The organism is Caldimonas manganoxidans ATCC BAA-369 (genome assembly GCF_000381125.1).
Lineage (GTDB): Bacteria > Pseudomonadota > Gammaproteobacteria > Burkholderiales > Burkholderiaceae_C > Caldimonas > Caldimonas manganoxidans.
Window position 1 is genome coordinate 12,332 of the sequence record NZ_KB905941.1, and the last position, 14,925, is coordinate 27,256.

General features: G+C 64.8%; 19 protein-coding genes. 8 read left to right on the forward strand and 11 right to left on the reverse strand.

What is annotated here, in order from left to right:
- The first annotated feature begins 57 nt into the window (after positions 1 to 57).
- The 5 genes from F615_RS20410 to F615_RS0108800 are packed head-to-tail and all read left to right on the forward strand — an operon-like array spanning position 58 to position 2,921.
- Positions 58 to 249 carry a hypothetical protein gene (locus F615_RS20410; protein ID WP_019560810.1) on the forward strand — a complete coding sequence of 64 codons (192 nt, stop codon included), beginning with the start codon at positions 58 to 60 and terminating at the stop codon, positions 247 to 249.
- An 8-nt stretch (positions 250 to 257) separates the two neighbouring features.
- Entirely contained in the window at positions 258 to 701 is a 444-nt protein-coding gene (locus F615_RS0108785; protein WP_026330167.1) for a DUF2924 domain-containing protein, read from the forward strand.
- The gene (locus F615_RS0108790) at positions 701 to 2,071 is read left to right on the forward strand and encodes a recombinase family protein (protein WP_019560812.1); all 1,371 of its coding nucleotides are present in this window, start codon (positions 701 to 703) and stop codon (positions 2,069 to 2,071) included. The genes F615_RS0108785 and F615_RS0108790 overlap by 1 nt, the downstream gene beginning before the upstream one ends.
- A complete protein-coding gene (locus F615_RS0108795; RefSeq protein ID WP_019560813.1) occupies positions 2,068 to 2,442 on the forward strand; it encodes a hypothetical protein in 375 nt (124 codons plus the stop codon). Before F615_RS0108790 ends, F615_RS0108795 begins: the two co-directional genes overlap by 4 nt.
- Positions 2,443 to 2,450: 8 nt before the next feature.
- Positions 2,451 to 2,921 carry a hypothetical protein gene (locus tag F615_RS0108800; RefSeq protein WP_019560814.1) on the forward strand — a complete coding sequence of 157 codons (471 nt, stop codon included), beginning with the start codon at positions 2,451 to 2,453 and terminating at the stop codon, positions 2,919 to 2,921.
- Between the two features lie 24 nt (positions 2,922 to 2,945).
- Here F615_RS0108800 and F615_RS0108805 read toward each other — a convergent pair whose 3' ends face one another.
- Positions 2,946 to 3,986 carry a DMT family transporter gene (locus tag F615_RS0108805; RefSeq protein WP_019560815.1) on the reverse strand — a complete coding sequence of 347 codons (1,041 nt, stop codon included), beginning with the start codon at positions 3,984 to 3,986 and terminating at the stop codon, positions 2,946 to 2,948.
- Between the two features lie 306 nt (positions 3,987 to 4,292).
- On the opposite strand from F615_RS0108805, the gene F615_RS18060 reads away from it, so the two are divergent.
- Positions 4,293 to 5,243 carry a patatin-like phospholipase family protein gene (locus F615_RS18060; RefSeq protein ID WP_019560816.1) on the forward strand — a complete coding sequence of 317 codons (951 nt, stop codon included), beginning with the start codon at positions 4,293 to 4,295 and terminating at the stop codon, positions 5,241 to 5,243.
- Between the two features lie 20 nt (positions 5,244 to 5,263).
- Positions 5,264 to 6,715: a GntP family permease gene (locus F615_RS0108815; protein ID WP_019560817.1), complete on the forward strand. Its 1,452-nt coding sequence runs from the start codon at positions 5,264 to 5,266 to the stop codon at positions 6,713 to 6,715.
- 93 nt (positions 6,716 to 6,808) lie between these two features.
- On the opposite strand, the gene F615_RS0108820 is transcribed toward F615_RS0108815, so the two are convergent.
- Genes F615_RS0108820 through F615_RS0108840 form a run of 5 tightly spaced genes read right to left on the reverse strand, consistent with a single transcriptional unit; the run spans position 6,809 to position 10,927 of the window.
- Positions 6,809 to 7,417 (reverse strand): SCO family protein, encoded by a 609-nt coding sequence (locus F615_RS0108820; protein WP_033371139.1) that lies wholly within the window; start codon positions 7,415 to 7,417, stop codon positions 6,809 to 6,811.
- 8 nt (positions 7,418 to 7,425) lie between these two features.
- Positions 7,426 to 8,325, reverse strand: coding sequence for a heme o synthase (gene cyoE / locus F615_RS0108825; RefSeq protein ID WP_019560819.1), 900 nt, complete (start codon positions 8,323 to 8,325; stop codon positions 7,426 to 7,428).
- Positions 8,326 to 8,343: 18 nt separating this feature from the next.
- Complete coding sequence (locus F615_RS0108830) at positions 8,344 to 9,504, reverse strand: COX15/CtaA family protein (protein WP_019560820.1); 1,161 nt, start codon at positions 9,502 to 9,504, stop codon at positions 8,344 to 8,346.
- 9 nt (positions 9,505 to 9,513) lie between these two features.
- Positions 9,514 to 10,221 (reverse strand): SCO family protein, encoded by a 708-nt coding sequence (locus F615_RS0108835; protein ID WP_019560821.1) that lies wholly within the window; start codon positions 10,219 to 10,221, stop codon positions 9,514 to 9,516.
- Positions 10,178 to 10,927: an SURF1 family protein gene (locus F615_RS0108840; protein WP_019560822.1), complete on the reverse strand. Its 750-nt coding sequence runs from the start codon at positions 10,925 to 10,927 to the stop codon at positions 10,178 to 10,180. The genes F615_RS0108835 and F615_RS0108840 overlap by 44 nt, the downstream gene beginning before the upstream one ends.
- A gap of 29 nt (positions 10,928 to 10,956) precedes the next feature.
- On the opposite strand from F615_RS0108840, the gene F615_RS0108845 reads away from it, so the two are divergent.
- On the forward strand, positions 10,957 to 11,178 hold the full coding sequence (locus tag F615_RS0108845) for a twin transmembrane helix small protein (protein WP_019560823.1): 222 nt from the start codon (positions 10,957 to 10,959) through the stop codon (positions 11,176 to 11,178).
- Positions 11,179 to 11,279: 101 nt separating this feature from the next.
- Here F615_RS0108845 and F615_RS0108850 read toward each other — a convergent pair whose 3' ends face one another.
- The 5 genes from F615_RS0108850 to ctaD form a co-directional block, all read right to left on the reverse strand.
- Complete coding sequence (locus tag F615_RS0108850; protein WP_019560824.1) at positions 11,280 to 12,164, reverse strand: cytochrome c oxidase subunit 3; 885 nt, start codon at positions 12,162 to 12,164, stop codon at positions 11,280 to 11,282.
- Between the two features lie 66 nt (positions 12,165 to 12,230).
- Complete coding sequence (locus tag F615_RS0108855) at positions 12,231 to 12,488, reverse strand: DUF2970 domain-containing protein (RefSeq protein WP_019560825.1); 258 nt, start codon at positions 12,486 to 12,488, stop codon at positions 12,231 to 12,233.
- Positions 12,485 to 13,114: a cytochrome c oxidase assembly protein gene (locus tag F615_RS0108860; RefSeq protein WP_019560826.1), complete on the reverse strand. Its 630-nt coding sequence runs from the start codon at positions 13,112 to 13,114 to the stop codon at positions 12,485 to 12,487. The genes F615_RS0108855 and F615_RS0108860 overlap by 4 nt, the downstream gene beginning before the upstream one ends.
- 4 nt (positions 13,115 to 13,118) lie before the next feature.
- Positions 13,119 to 13,229, reverse strand: a complete 111-nt coding sequence (locus F615_RS20280; RefSeq protein ID WP_019560827.1) for a cytochrome oxidase small assembly protein — start codon at positions 13,227 to 13,229, stop codon at positions 13,119 to 13,121.
- Between the two features lie 25 nt (positions 13,230 to 13,254).
- Positions 13,255 to 14,904, reverse strand: coding sequence for a cytochrome c oxidase subunit I (gene ctaD / locus F615_RS0108870; RefSeq protein ID WP_019560828.1), 1,650 nt, complete (start codon positions 14,902 to 14,904; stop codon positions 13,255 to 13,257).
- Positions 14,905 to 14,925: the final 21 nt, after the last annotated feature.

Consider the following 14,925-nt stretch of genomic DNA (forward strand, 5'->3'; position numbering starts at 1 on the left):
TCCGCTTCGGACATCTGCACTCATCATCCCTGACGGTTTCGATTCCTTGGAGCCGTCATGAAGAACCTCGAACTGCCTTCTCCCGCGGACATGAGCGCTGCCGCTCGCGCGGGTGAGATCACCTCCATCCTTGCGGCCGCCATCGTCCGCACTCGTGTCGCGTCAGCGCCAACGCAGCGAGAAGTTGACCTTGGCTGTCTGCCCGACCAGCGCGTTCATACAACCCCCTCTCTACAGGAGCCGTTGTGATGAACGACATGAACGACAAGCACGCCAGCGTCGCCGCACGGATTGCCGAACTGGGCCACCTGCCGATGGCCGAGCTCTGGACGCTCTGGGATCGGTACTTTGAACGCCGCCCGGAGTTTCCGAACCGCACGCACGTCGAGTCCCGCATCGCCTACAAGCTGCAAGAAGAAGCCTTCGGCGGACTTGCCCCCGAAACGCGCCAGCGCCTGGAGGCCATCGGCGCGAAGCACTCCAAAATCAAACTGCGCGCGCGCCCGCGCAAGTTCGACTTCGCGCCCGGTACTGTGCTGCTGCGCGAATGGGGCGAGCGCGAGCATCGGGTGACGGTCGACGCCGACGGTCACTTCGAATACGAAGGCCGCCGCTTCAAGAGCCTGACCGCCGTGGCGCGGCACATCACCGGCCAGCATTGGAGCGGCCCGCTGTTCTTCGGCCTGAAAGGAGGTGCGTGATGGCGGAGATCGCATCCCCGAAGCCGCGCAAGCGCTGCGCGGTCTACTGCCGGGTGTCTTCGGACGAGCGGCTCGACCAGGAGTTCAATTCCATCGACGCGCAGAAGGAAGCGGGCCATGCCTTCATCGCCAGCCAAAGGAGCGAGGGGTGGATCTCCGTCGCCGACGACTACGACGACCCGGGCTATTCCGGCGGCAACACCGAGCGCCCGGCCTTGAAGCGCCTGATGGCCGATATCCAGCGCGGCCAGATCGACATCGTGGTGGTCTACAAGATCGACCGCCTGACGCGCAGCTTGGCAGACTTCTCCAAGATGGTTGAAGTGTTCGAACGCCACGGGGTGTCTTTCGTCTCGGTCACCCAGCAGTTCAACACCACCACCTCGATGGGGCGGCTGACGCTCAACATCCTGCTGTCCTTCGCTCAGTTCGAGCGCGAGGTCACCGGCGAGCGCATCCGCGACAAGATCGCCGCCGCCAAGAAGAAGGGCCTGTGGATGGGCGGAGTGCCCACCATCGGCTACGACGTGGTCAACCGACAGTTGGTGGTCAACCCCGCCGAGGCGGCAGTGGTGCGGCGGATGTTCGAGGAGATGCTGACCATCGGCTCGCCTACTCAGATTGCGGCACGGCTTACGGCCGAGGGCATCACGACCAAGGCGTGGACGACGCAGGAGGGACGCGTGCGCACCGGCACGCGTATCGACAAGAAGTACATCCACAAGGTGCTGCGCAACCGCATCTACCTCGGGGAGTTGTCGAATCGGGGCCAGTGGTACCCCGGCGTGCATGAGCCGATCATCGAGCGCGAGCTGTGGGACCAGGTCCACGCCGTGCTGGCCCGCGACAGCCACGCACGCTCGGTGGACACCAAGATCCGGTCGCGCAACGACGCACTGCTGCGCGGACTGCTGTACGCGCCCTCGGGCGAACGGATGTACCCCACGTACTCGCGCAAGAACGGCCGCAAGTACCGCTACTACGTGTCGAAGTCGGAGGCGCGCTTCGGGGCGGCGGGCAAGACCTACGAACGCATCCCGGCCGACGAGGTTGAGGCCGCCACCGTCGCGCAGATCAAGACGGTGCTAAGCAGCCCCGAGGCCATCGCCTCGGTGTGCCTGTTCATCCGGAGAAACGGCGCGCCGATCAAGGAGGACGTCGCCGTGATGGCGATGCAGCGGCTGGGGGATGTCTGGGAGCAACTCTATCCGGCCGAGCGGCATCGCATCGCCAATCTGATGATCGAGCGTGTAGACATCGTGCCCGGCGGCCTCAAGGTGAAGTGGCGCGAGCTTGGGTGGAAGGAGCTGATCGGCGAGTTCGCGCCTGACAGCATCGGCGCGGAGCTGGTCGAGATGGAGACGGTATGAACGCGGAGGACACCGGCGCGCTGGAAACCTTTGTGCCGCTGGTGTTCCGGCGGCGCGGCATCCGGCGACTGGCGGTCACCGGCAAGGCCGTTCACGACCCGACGATCATCGAGGCGATTGGCCGTGCGCTTCATTGGCAGCATCTGCTGGACACCGGTGCGTTCGAAAGCGGCTCTGCCATCGCGCGGGCCGAAGGGTTGCACCACACCACGGTCAACGAACTGCTGCGCTTGACCCTGCTCGCCCCGGACATCGTCGAGCGGCTGATGGCGGGCCGCCAGCCACGGCTGCTGGCCCTGATCTGGTTCTTGCGCAATCCCATCCCGGTCGACTGGCAGGAGCAGCGCCGGGTGATCGAGAGTTTCGAGTAGGAGGCGAAATGGCCAAGAAGGACATCGGGAAAGTCACCGGCAAGCCGGTCACGTTCCAGATCCCGAGCCCCGCAGGCGGGGTGCAGATGGAGACGTTCATTCCCTGGACGCTGGTCAAGCGCGGCGTCCGACGTCGGGTGATCACGCCATTGGATGCGCCACAAGAATTCCTGTCAGAGGCCACCAGAGACCGGGAGGTGCGGGTGGCTGCACAGGACAGCGCCCTGATGCGGGCACTCGGACTGGCGCATCACTGGCAACGCCTGCTGGACGAACAGCGGGCAGCGTCGGTGGCCGAGATCGCCGAGGTCGAGGGCATGGACGTGACGCAGGTGCGCCGCCTGCTGCGGCTGACCCTGTTGGCCCCGGAGGTTGTCGAGCGGCTGGTGGGCTCGCCCGACGCCGTGCTGGAGAAGATGCTGCGCCGCCCTTGGCCGAGTAGTTGGGAAGATCAATCGACTTTGTTGAACTCCCTCTGATTGCGGTGAGTGGGGCAACCGCTGTCAATGCGCGTGCCGATGATGAACATCGGGGAAATGCGGGTGTTTGTGGGTCACCACCGCGTGGGAATGCTGGTGCGCATGAGGCTCCGACCCGTGCCAAGAGAAATCGTGTTCGTGTTCGTGATGTTCGTCGTGGCGATGGGGGTGACTGTGTACGAGCGGCTCGTGCGTGTGTGCGTGCTCGTGATTTTCAGTGAGATGTAGCCAGACGCCCCAGGCCATAAGCGCACTGGCCAGCCAGAACGTAGGGCCAGCAGGCTCGTCGAGAACCGTGAGAGCGATAAGAGCCCCAACGAACGGGGCCGTCGAGAAATAGGCCCCCGTTCGCGCCGTGCCCAGGCCACGGAGGGCCAACACGAACAGCACCAAACTCACGCCGTAACCCAAGAGCCCAAGGGTCATGATGGTCGCGGTCACGGCTGCGGCCGGGAACGTTAACCCCAAGGTGAGTGCGAGGGTGCAGTTGACCACGCCAGCGATCAAACCCTTGCTGCCGGCGATGAACAAAGCGTCCGACGCCGACACCTTGCGCGTCAGGTTGTTGTCGATTGCCCAGCACGCGCAGGCCAATGCAATCGCGAGTGGGCCGATCCCCCTGTCGCCGCCCGACGCTCCGACCGGCCAGGACAGGATCACGCCGCCAGCGACGATGGCGACCATACCCAGGACGATGCGCCGGTCGGCGTTCTCTTTGAAGACGAACCAGGCAATCAGCGCGGTCAGAACAGCTTCAAGGTTCAGAAGCAGCGATGCCGTAGATCCGCTGGCGTGGGACAGCCCGAACATCAGGGCGACGGGGCCCAAGATTCCCCCGAAGAAGATAGCGCCCAACAGCCACGGCCATTCGTGGCGCGCGACATCCGAGGGAGGCCAACCCCGGTCACGAATCGCCCGGGCAACCCCAAGGCCGATGCCGCTGCCCAGGTATAGCAGGCCGCCCAACAGCAACGGTGACGTTTCCCCAATGAGCAACTTGGCCAGTGGTGTGCTGGCACCGAACAGAACGGCAGCCGCCAAGGCGTAGAGAACGCTTCTATTCATAGGATGAGATTTTCGTCCCTCTTGCCGTCTGTTGACACCAGAATCGTCCACGGTGGCGTGTCTCGGTCGCCGCTGCACGGGAGTTTCCAACCACAACCGACCGCCTCTAAACCCGCGCCAGCAAAGGACGTGGCCTCAAGAACGCTCGCGTGACCACCAGAGAAAACGGAGAACAGAGAGGCGTCGTCGAGGGCGGAAACGCCGGACTGGAGGGGGAGGCGCTCGCGAGGCCATGCCGGGGAACCGCGCCAACATTGGGAGAACGGGCAAAAAAATCCCAACCGATAAGGGTTGGGATTTCGGTAAGTGGTGGAGGAAGAGCGCATCGAATTCGATGCCATCAGTGGCACCAGCGCTGGCGCGATGAACGCCGTGGTGTTGGCTGACGGCCTGATGGCCGGCGGCCGGGCCGGCGCGCGCGAGGCCCTGCGGCGCTTCTGGTCGCGCGTGAGCCGGGCCGGCGGCAGCACGCTGGCCGAGCCCTTCGCCGCCTTTTTCGGCGGCTGGACCCTGGCGGCGTCCCCTTTGCAAGGCTACCTCGACTGGCTGAGCCGCATGTTCTCGCCCCAGCAGCTCAACCCCCTGGACATCAACCCGCTGCGCGACATCGTCACCTCCGAGGTCGACTTCGAGCGCGTGCGCCGCTGCGACCGGGTGCAGCTGTTCATCTCGGCCACCCACGTGCGCACGGGGCGGCTGCGCGAGTTCCGCCAGCACGAGCTCACGCCCGATGTGGTGATGGCCTCGGCCTGCCTGCCCATGCTCTTTCGCGCCGTGGAGATCGACGGTGAGCCCTACTGGGATGGCGGCTACCTCGGCAACCCGTCGCTGCTGCCGCTCATCACCGAAAGCCCGGCGCACGATCTCGTCCTGGTGCAGATCAACCCCACGTGCCGCGAGACGGCGCCCACCACGGCGCAGCAAATCCTCGACCGGATCAACGAAATCACCTTCAACAGCAGCCTGGTCAAGGAGCTTCGATCGATCGCCCTGCTGCAGCAACTGCTCGCCCAGGAAGACCCTGCCACCGTCGCCACCCGTCAGCCCCTGTTCCGACAGCTTGCTGCACTGAAGCTGCATCGCATCGATGCGACCGAGGCGCTCGTGGACTTTGGCGCTGCGAGCAAGCTGCGCACCGGCTGGAGCTTTCTGCAGCAGCTCTATCGCCTCGGCCACGACACCGCCGACGCCTGGCTGGCGCGTCACTTCGGGCAGATTGGCCGCCGCTCGACGCTGGACCTGTCCAGCTATCGCTGAGAACTTTCCCTGGAGACCCCATGCTGAGCATCGCCGGGATCCTGTTGTCGCTGACGCTCCTGATGGTGCTGGCCTACCGCGGCATGAGCATCCTGGTGCTGGCGCCGCTGGCAGCGCTTGCGGCCGTGCTCTTCAGCCCCGGCACGCCGCTGCTGGCCAGCTACACCCAGGTGTTCATGCCAGCCCTGGGCCGCTTCATCGTGCTGTACTTCCCGCTCTTCCTGCTGGGCGCCCTGTTCGGCAAGCTCATGGAAGCCACCGGTGCGGCGCGGGCCATTGCCGAAGGCATCGTGGCGCGCCTGGGCGATGAGCGCGCCCTCATCGCCGTGGTGATGGCCTGCGCGTTGCTCACCTACGGGGGTGTCTCGCTCTTCGTGGTGGCCTTTGCGGTCTACCCCATTGCGGCAGAACTCTTCCGAGCCGCCTCCATCCCCAAGCGGCTCATTCCCGCCGCCATCGCGCTGGGCGCCTTCACCTTCACGATGACGGCCCTGCCCGGCACACCGGCCATCCAGAACGCGATTCCCATGCCCTACTTCGGCACCACGCCCTTTGCGGCGCCCGGCCTGGGGGTGATCGGTGGCGCGGTGATGCTGGGGCTGGGCCTGGCCTGGCTGCTGTGGCGTGCCGCCAGGGCCCGTGGCGCAGGCGAGCACTACGGCGATGATGCCCAGGCGCCGGTCACCGTGGACCGCAAGCTGCGCGAGCATGCCCAGGGCGAGGGCTATGACCTCGCCGAGGCCGCGCCCAGTGCTGCGGCGACGGCCCCGCCCGGCCTGGCCCTGGCGCTGTCGCCCATCGTGCTGGTCGTGGTGCTCAACTACATCCTGGCCGAACAACTGCTCCCGCGACTGGACACCGCCTATCTCGCCGAGGCGATGTATGGCAACACCTCGCTGGAAGCCGTGCGCGGCGTGTGGGCCATCATCGTGGCACTGGCCGTGTCCATCGTGTGGCTGCTGGCCACACTGGGCCGGCGCCTGCCTTCGTGGCGCGAGACGGTCGATACCGGCGCGTCGGCCGCCGTGCTGCCCATCTTCAACACCGCCTCGCAGGTGGGCTACGGCGCGGTGATCGCCTCCCTGGCCGGCTTCGCGCTGATCCGCGACGCGGTGCTGGGCCTGTCGCCCGGCAATCCGCTCATCTCGCTGTCGGTGGCCGTGAACGTGCTGGCCGGCATCACCGGATCGGCCTCGGGCGGCATGAGCATCGCGCTGAGCACACTGGGACAGACCTACCTGGAACTGGGTCAGGCGGCCGGCATCGCACCCGAGCTGCTGCATCGGGTCACGGCCATCGCCACCGGCGGGCTCGATGCCCTGCCCCACAACGGCGCGGTGATCACGCTGTTGTCCATTTGCGGGCTCACGCACCGCCAGTCCTACGCCGACATCTTCGTGGTGGCCGTGGCGGTGCCGCTGGTATCCTTGGCCGTGGTGGTGACCCTGGGCAGCCTCTTCGGCAGCTTCTGAGCGGGCTTCCGCCCACGCCCCACCCGCCCCTTGGCAGAACAGTCCTGCAACAGACGGCCCGCCGCGCCAGACCTGCACCCAGGGCGGGCCGACTCAGCCTGAGGCCAGCAGCCAACGGATGTCTTCGGTCAGTGCCTGTGCTCCCAGGCCGTGGCGTGCGAACAGACGCACGCGACCTTGGGCATCGAACACATACAAGCCGGCCGTGTGATCCATCGTGTAGCTATCGGGCGTCTTGCCCGGGACTTTGCTGTAGTAGACCTTGAACTCGCGGGCCACGGCCGCCGTCTGCTCGGGTGACCCGCGCAAAGCCACGAAACTGGGGTCGAACGCCTGCACATAGGCTTTGAGCACCTCGGGCGTGTCGCGCTCGGGGTCCACGGTGATGAACACCCCTTGCAAGCGATCGCCCTGGGCGCCCAAAGCCTGCTTGACCTGTGCCAGCTCGAGCAAAGCCGTGGGACACACATCGGGACACTGCGTGAAGCCGAAGAAGATCGCCACCACCTTGCCTTTGAAATCGGCCAAGGTGCGCTCGCGCCCCTGCGCATCGCTCAACGCGAAATTGCGAGCGTACTGCGCGCCGGTGATGTCGATGGCGTGGAATCGGTGGGCATCAACCCCCAACAGGCTCTTGACCTGGTCACAGCCGGCCATGGCCAAGGACGCTGCACCGAGCAGCAGCACAGATCGACGTCGCATTACCACCATCACCAAAGCCTCAGATAGTGATCGAGCAGCAAGGCCGCGAACAGCAGCGACAAGTGCACGATGGAAAAGCGAAAAGTGCGCCGCGCCAGCGCATCGGAATACGCCCGCCACAGGCGCCAGCCGTAAGCGATGAACCAGCCGCCAAGCACCAGCGCCGCCACGAGATAAATCCAGCCACTCATGCCATAGATGAAAGGAAGCAAGGAGGCCGACAACAGCATCAACGTGTACAGGAAGATGTGCAAGCGCGTCAGCTCGGCCCCGTGCGTGACCGGCAGCATCGGCAGTCCAGCCTTGCGGTAGTCTTCGGCACGGTACAACGCCAGAGCCCAGAAGTGCGGCGGTGTCCACAGAAAGATGATCAGACACAGCATCAGCGCCTCGGGGCCCACCTCGCCGCGCATGGCCGCCCAGCCCAGCACCGGCGGCATCGCTCCCGAGGCGCCACCGATCACGATGTTTTGCGGCGTCAACGGCTTGAGCACCACGGTGTAGATCACGGCATAGCCCACGAAGGTGCCGAAGGTCAGCCACATCGTCAACGGATTGACGGCCAGGTACAGCAAGCCCATGCCCGCCGCGCACAACAAGGCCGAAAACAGCAAGGTCTGCGCGTTGGTGAGCTCGCCTTTGGCCGTCGGACGCCACGCGGTGCGCTGCATGCGTGCATCGATGTGTTGTTCGACCAGGCAGTTGAACGCAGCCGCCGCACCCGCCACCAGCCAGATGCCCACCGTGGCAGCCAGCGCGACGCGCCAGTCGGGCAAGCCGGGCACGGCCAACAGCATGCCAATGACGGCACAGAAGACGATGAGCTGCACCACGCGCGGCTTGGTCAGCGCGTAGAACTGCAAGAACCGTGAGGTCACGGCTGCGGAAGTGGCAAGGGTTCCGGACATGAATGTCGCCTTGGGATTCTAGGTCGTGAGCCGGCGGCCGCCGTGCGCCAGGGCGGCGGCATGGGCCTGCGCCGCGCAGCGCTCATGCCGAGCCAGGTGCGCCCGGGTCAACAAGGCCGTGACCACGACCACCAAGCCCGCCGCACCGGCGGTGTGGGCCAGCGCGGCCACCAGCGGCCAGCCCAGCACCACATTGCTCAGACCACTGACGAATTGCCACACGGCACCGGCCAGCAGCCAGCCGGCCTGCCGGGCAAAGGCCCGACCTGCACGCCACAGCAGCGCCGCATAGGCCAGCAGCGCGGCCAGCACGACATAAGCCGCCAAGCGGTGCGTGTAATGGATCGCGGTCAACGCATCGAAGCTCAGATACCCGCCATCCCGACGCTCACCCAGCGGTCGCGCGATCTGAAACCCCTGTTGGAAGTCCATCGGTGGCCACCATTGACCATGGCAGGTGGGGAAATCAGGGCAGGCCAGCACGGCATAGTTGGTGCTGACCCAGCCGCCCAAGGCGATCTGAAGCCACAGCAGCGCAAACACCCCCCAGGCCAGGCGCCGCATGCCCGTCCCCAGGGCGAGTGGACGGGCCCGGTACACCTGATGCTGGGCCGTCAACAGCGCCAGCAGCAGCAAGCCGCCCAACAAATGAGCCGTCACGATGGCCGGGTACAGCTTCATGGTCACCGTCAGGGCCCCGAAGGCCCCCTGGATGCACACCCACACCAAAGTGGCCGTGGCCCACCAGGGCGACAACGCCAAACGCCGGCGCTCCACCCAGCTCGTGATGGCCATCACCACGATGAGCACCCCTACCCCGGTGGCCAGGTAGCGATGAATCATCTCGATCCACGCCTTTTTGTGGGTGACCGGCCCGGTGGGCATGGCCGTCTCGGCGGCGGTGATTTCGGCACGGGCTCCCACCGGGCTGGCGGCCCCATAGCAGCCCGGCCAGTCCGGGCAGCCCAAGCCCGAATCGGTGAGCCGAGTGAAAGCCCCGAAGACGACCAGGTCGAAAGTCAAGAACAGCGTCAAAGCCGTCAACGCGGCCAAGCGCACACCGGGCGTTGCGTCCCGGTTGCGCAGCCATACCCAGGTCAAGGGGCCCAGAGCGATCACGATGCCCAGCAAGGCCAGGCGCGCGATCGGAGTCAGGTCATAAAGCGCTTGTGTGTCCATGGTTGCCGCTCAGCGACCGGCCCGGTCCCAGTGTTGCGAGGCATTGAGCAAGCGGGTGAGATCGCGCTTGACGCGGGCCGGATCGGCCTGGGCGGGAAAGCGCATCATCCAATGCCCCAGCGGATCGACCAGGTACAGATGGTCTTCCAAGGCGTGCCCCGCCTCGGGCTCCAGCCAAGCGGCCACCTCCTCACGCGAGGCACGCAGCACCTGAGCCCCGGCAATCGCTTGCAGCAGTGCCGGTGCGATCGGCGCCTCATCGGTCACCAGCCACACCTTGTCGATGCGGTCTCGATCCTTGCCGGTCATCTCGCGCAATTGGCGCTGCAAATACAGGTTGCGCTCGCACACGGCATTACACGCACTGGAGCCGACCACGACGATCAACCATTGATGCCGCAAGCTGTCGGCCGCCACGGGCTGGCCGTGCAAGTCGCGCAAGTTCAGCGCAGGCAATGGCCGCTGCGGATCGATCAAATGGCCGTAGTTGGTGCGCCCTTCCGGCCGGATCACGTAGTAGGTGAAATACGAAGCGATCACCGGGGCGGCGCAAACCAGCAGCACCAGCAGCATTTTCAAGCGCCCCAGGCGCTTGCGTTCGTCCAGGCCCGGACGCGGCATGCTGTGCACCGTGAAACTCAAGGGCTCGAGCTCACGAGCCGCCACGGTGGCCTCAGCCGCGTCGGCGCCGGGGACGGAGGACTTGGAACCAGACATACAAACCTGCCATCAGTGCACACAGCGCGAACCACTGGAACGCATAGCCGTAGTGCTTGTGAACATCCACCGAGGGTTCGGGCCACTGGCGCAACAGGCCATCTGCAACGCCCGGTGCCGATTCGGTCTGGACGAGAGTGACCGGCCACACCGGCCGGCCGATTTCCTCAGCGTAGCGCTGAAGGTCGAGATTTTGCCGGATCACCCCCGAGGACTCCTGCGCGAATTGATAGAGCTTGGCCGGCGGGGGGGCAATCCGGCCGACCAGCTCGACCACTTCATGCTCGGGCGTCGGAATGCTGGGAATGCGTGTGCGATCGCGCCCGTCGCGCGGGACCCATCCGCGCTGCACGATCAGCACATCACCACGCCCTTGGACGACCAGGGCCGTCAGAACGAAGAAGCCCGGCTGCGGCCCGACCATCTGGCGATTGTCGAGAAACACCGTGTGGCCGCTCAGCCACTGCCCACGCACGAGCGCTCGGCGGTGCAGCCAATCCTCTGGCACCGGCGCTCCCGGCGTGAGCGTGTCCAGACGCACCGGTGGCAAACTGGCGCGCTCACGAAGCAGCGCCTGCAAAGCCTCCTTCTGCGCCGCCCGGTCGAGCTGCCATCGCCCGAGGGACGCCGTGACGGCCATGCCCACCAATGTGGCCGCCAGCACGACCCAGGCCCGCCAACGCCGCGATCCTGAGGACTCAGCCATGGTCGGCGGCTCGGCGCATAATGCCGTGTATGAAAGTCTTCATCGTCGTCGCCTTCGTGCTCATCCTGGCCAGCCTGGCCAGTGCTTTGGTGTTCATGATGCGAGACGGTCGCGACGGCAAGCCCAAGACCAACAACATGGTGCGCTCACTGAGCTTGCGCGTTGGCCTGTCCATCGCCCTGTTCCTGTGCATTCTGTTGGCCTACCAGCTCGGCTGGATTCAGCCCACTGGTGTGCCGCTGGTCAAGTAGCCCCCGGTCCCGACCGTCTGCCCTGATGGACAAACGCCGCTGCAAGCGCAGCGGCGTTTGTGCATTACAAGCCGCCCCTCGGATCCCGGGGCGCGCGTGGATCACATCCAGTACACCACGACGTACAGGCCCAGCCAGACCACGTCCACGAAGTGCCAATACCAGGCGGCCCCCTCGAAGCCGAAATGGCGCTCCGCGGTGAAATGACCCTTGTGCAGACGCAACGTGATGAACAACAGCATCAACATGCCCACGAACACGTGGAAGCCGTGGAAGCCAGTGAGCATGAAAAAGGTCGAACCGTAGATGCCCGAGGACAGCTTGAGGTTCAGGTCGCGGTAGGCATGCATGTATTCATACCCCTGCACGACCAGGAAGGTGGCGCCCAGCAAGATGGTCAGCCACATGAAGGCGATGGTCTTGCCCCGCTGGTTCTCGCGCAGGGCGTGATGCGCGATCGTCAGCGTCACACCGGAGGCCAGCAGCAAGGCGGTGTTGATCGTCGGCAGCGGCCAGGGCCCCATGGTTTGGAAGGGCTCGACGGTACCGGCCGGAGAGGCGGTCACACCCGGCTGCTGGCTGGGCCACAGGGCCTTGAAGTCGGGCCACAGGATCTGATGGTTCAAATCGGCCAGCATCGGCACGGCATGCACGCGCGCCCAGTACAAAGCCCCGAAGAAGGCCGCGAAGAACATGACCTCCGAGAAAATGAACCAGCTCATGCTCCAGCGGTAAGAGACATCGATCCGATCGCTGTACAAGCCGCTTTCGCTTTCACGGATGGCATCGCCAAACCACTGGAACAGCACCACCACCCACCACAGCAGACCGAAAAGCAGCGAGTAGGCGCCCCAGGTGTGGCCATTGACCCACTGTCCGGCGCCGAGGATCACGAAAAACAGGCCGATGGCGGCCATGACCGGGTGCCGCGAAGGCCCGGGAACGAAGTAGTAAGGCGTCTGGCCCTGATGTGTCGCTGCCGACATGTTTTCTCCTAAGAACTCTTCTCGATTCTTGGCTCCGCATCTTGGACGGAGCGTGTTCAATCGTCCTCAAACCCCGGCGGCCGCACCACTGCCGACCACCCAGTTCACCAGCGCGATGAGCCCCAGCACGAACAGCGCCGCCAGCACCAGGCCGACCAGCACCACATGCAAGGGATTGAGCGTGTTCACGTCCTGCGCATGGTCGGCCGAGCGACGCACGCCAAAGAACGACCAAGCGACGGCTTTGACCGTCTGCCACCACGAACCGCGGCGTCGCACGGCTTCGCGCAAATCGGCCCCCGGCCGTAGATCGGGCGCACTCACAGACGTGCCTCCTGCGCCACGGCCGCCGACTGCAAACGGTCCGACGCCATGCCTTTGCCCTTGACCTCGAAGAAGGTGTAGGACAAGGTGATCGTCGTCACATCACGAGGCAGCTTGGGGTCGATCACGAAAACCACCGGCCACTGCTTGGACTCCCCCGGCTGCAGGGTGTACTCGTTGAAGCAAAAGCACTCCAGCTTGTTGAAGTGGGCCGTGGCCTGTTTGGGGGCATAGCTCGGTATGGCTTGCGCCGCCATCGTACGGTTTTGCACGTTGCGAAACTCGTACATGACCGTGGCCAATTCCCCAGGGTGCACCGTGAGAGAACGCACCGCGGGCTTGAAGTCCCAAGGTCCGCGGGCGTTCGCGTCGAACTCCACCGTGATGGTGCGCGAAGTGTCGATTTGGGTGTTGACGGCCGCGCCTCGAGTGGAGGCAGTCCCGGGCACTTGCCGCTCGCTCAAGGACAACACATTGATGCCCAAGGCATCGCAAATGGCCCGATACATCGGCACCAGCGCATAGCCGAAGCCGAACATCACCACCGTGATGACCAGCAGCTTGCCCACCATGCGCCGGTTGTCCCGGCGGATGGCGCTGCGGTTTGCCTCGTGTTGCGCGGCCATGTCCTCAGCCACCGAAATAAACCATGCGCACGATGAAGCCGACGAAGAAGGCCACCACGACGCTCGCCAGGATCAAAGCCAGGCGAACGTTGCGCTTGCGCTGCTCAGGCGTCATGGTGCAAGTCCTCCGCGCCGTCGGCTCAGCCCACCACCTTGTTGGCTGCCGCATTCAGCTTGGGCGGCGTCTCGTAGGTGTGGAACGGCGCCGGCGAGGGCACCTCCCACTCCAGGCCCTCGGCCCCTTGGCCGTCCGGGTCGTTCCAGGGGCGCTGCGGCGCCTTCTCACCCTTGCCCTGCATGGCCGGCAGCACGATGAACAGGAAGAAGTAGACCTGCATCAGGCCGAACCCGAAGGCGCCGATCGAAGCGATCGCGTTGAAGTCGGCGAACTGCATCGGGTAGTCGGCATAGCGACGCGGCATACCGGCCAGGCCCAGGAAGTGCATCGGGAAGAAGGTGATGTTGAAGAAAATCAACGAGCCCCAGAAGTGGATCTTGCCGCGGGTCTCGGAATACATCACGCCGGTCCACTTGGGCGACCAGTAGTAGTAACCGGCAAACAAGGCATACAGCGAGCCGGCCACCAGCACATAGTGGAAGTGAGCCACCACGTAGTAGGTGTCTTGCAACTGGATGTCGATGGGGGCCATCGAGAGCATCAGACCGGTGAAGCCGCCCATCGTGAACACGAAGATGAAGCCCACGGCGAACAGCATCGGGGTCTCGAAGGTCATCGAACCCTTCCACATCGTGGCGATCCAGTTGAAGATCTTCACGCCCGTAGGCACGGCGATCAACATGGTCGCATACATGAAGAAGAGCTGACCCGTCACGGGCATGCCCGTCGTGAACATGTGGTGGGCCCACACGATGAACGACAGGATGGCGATCGAGGCCGTGGCATACACCATCGAGGTGTAACCGAACAGCCGCTTACGAGCGAAGGCCGGCACGATGTGGCTGATGATGCCGAAGGCCGGCAGGATCATGATGTAAACCTCGGGGTGGCCGAAGAACCAGAAGATGTGCTGATACATCACCGGGTCGCCGCCGCCGGCCGGATTGAAGAAGGCCGTACCGAAGTGACGATCGGTCAGCGTCATCGTGATGGCGCCGGCCAGCACGGGCATCACCGCGATCAGCAAGTAAGCGGTGATCAGCCACGTCCAGCAGAACATCGGCATCTTCATCAACGTCATGCCCGGGGCACGCATGTTGAGGATGGTCACGATGATGTTGATCGAGCCCATGATGGACGAGGCGCCCATGATGTGCATCGCGAAGATCGCAGCATCCATCGAGGGCCCCATCTGCAGCGTCAGCGGCGCATACAGCGTCCAGCCGGCCGCAGGCGCGCCGCCGGGCATGAAGAACGAGGCCACGAGCATGATGGCCGCGGGAATCATGAGCCAGAAGCTGAAGTTGTTCATCCGCGCAAAGGCCATGTCGGAGGCGCCGATCTGCAGCGGGATCATCCAGTTCGCAAATCCCACGAAGGCCGGCATGATGGCGCCAAAGACCATGATCAGGCCGTGCATCGTGGTGAGCTGGTTGAACAGCTCGGGGTTGACCACTTGCAGCCCAGGCTGGAAGAGCTCGGCACGGATGAGCAGGGCCAGCACACCACCGACCATCAGCATCGTGAAGCTGAACAGCAGGTACAGGGTGCCGATGTCTTTGTGGTTGGTGGCGAAGACCCAGCGGCGCCAGCCATGCGGATGGTCATGGGCGTGGTCGCCGTGGGCGTGACCGCCCACTGCATGACCGTGGTTGTCGAGAACAGCGCTCATGTTTCGTCGGTCCTTTCTTCA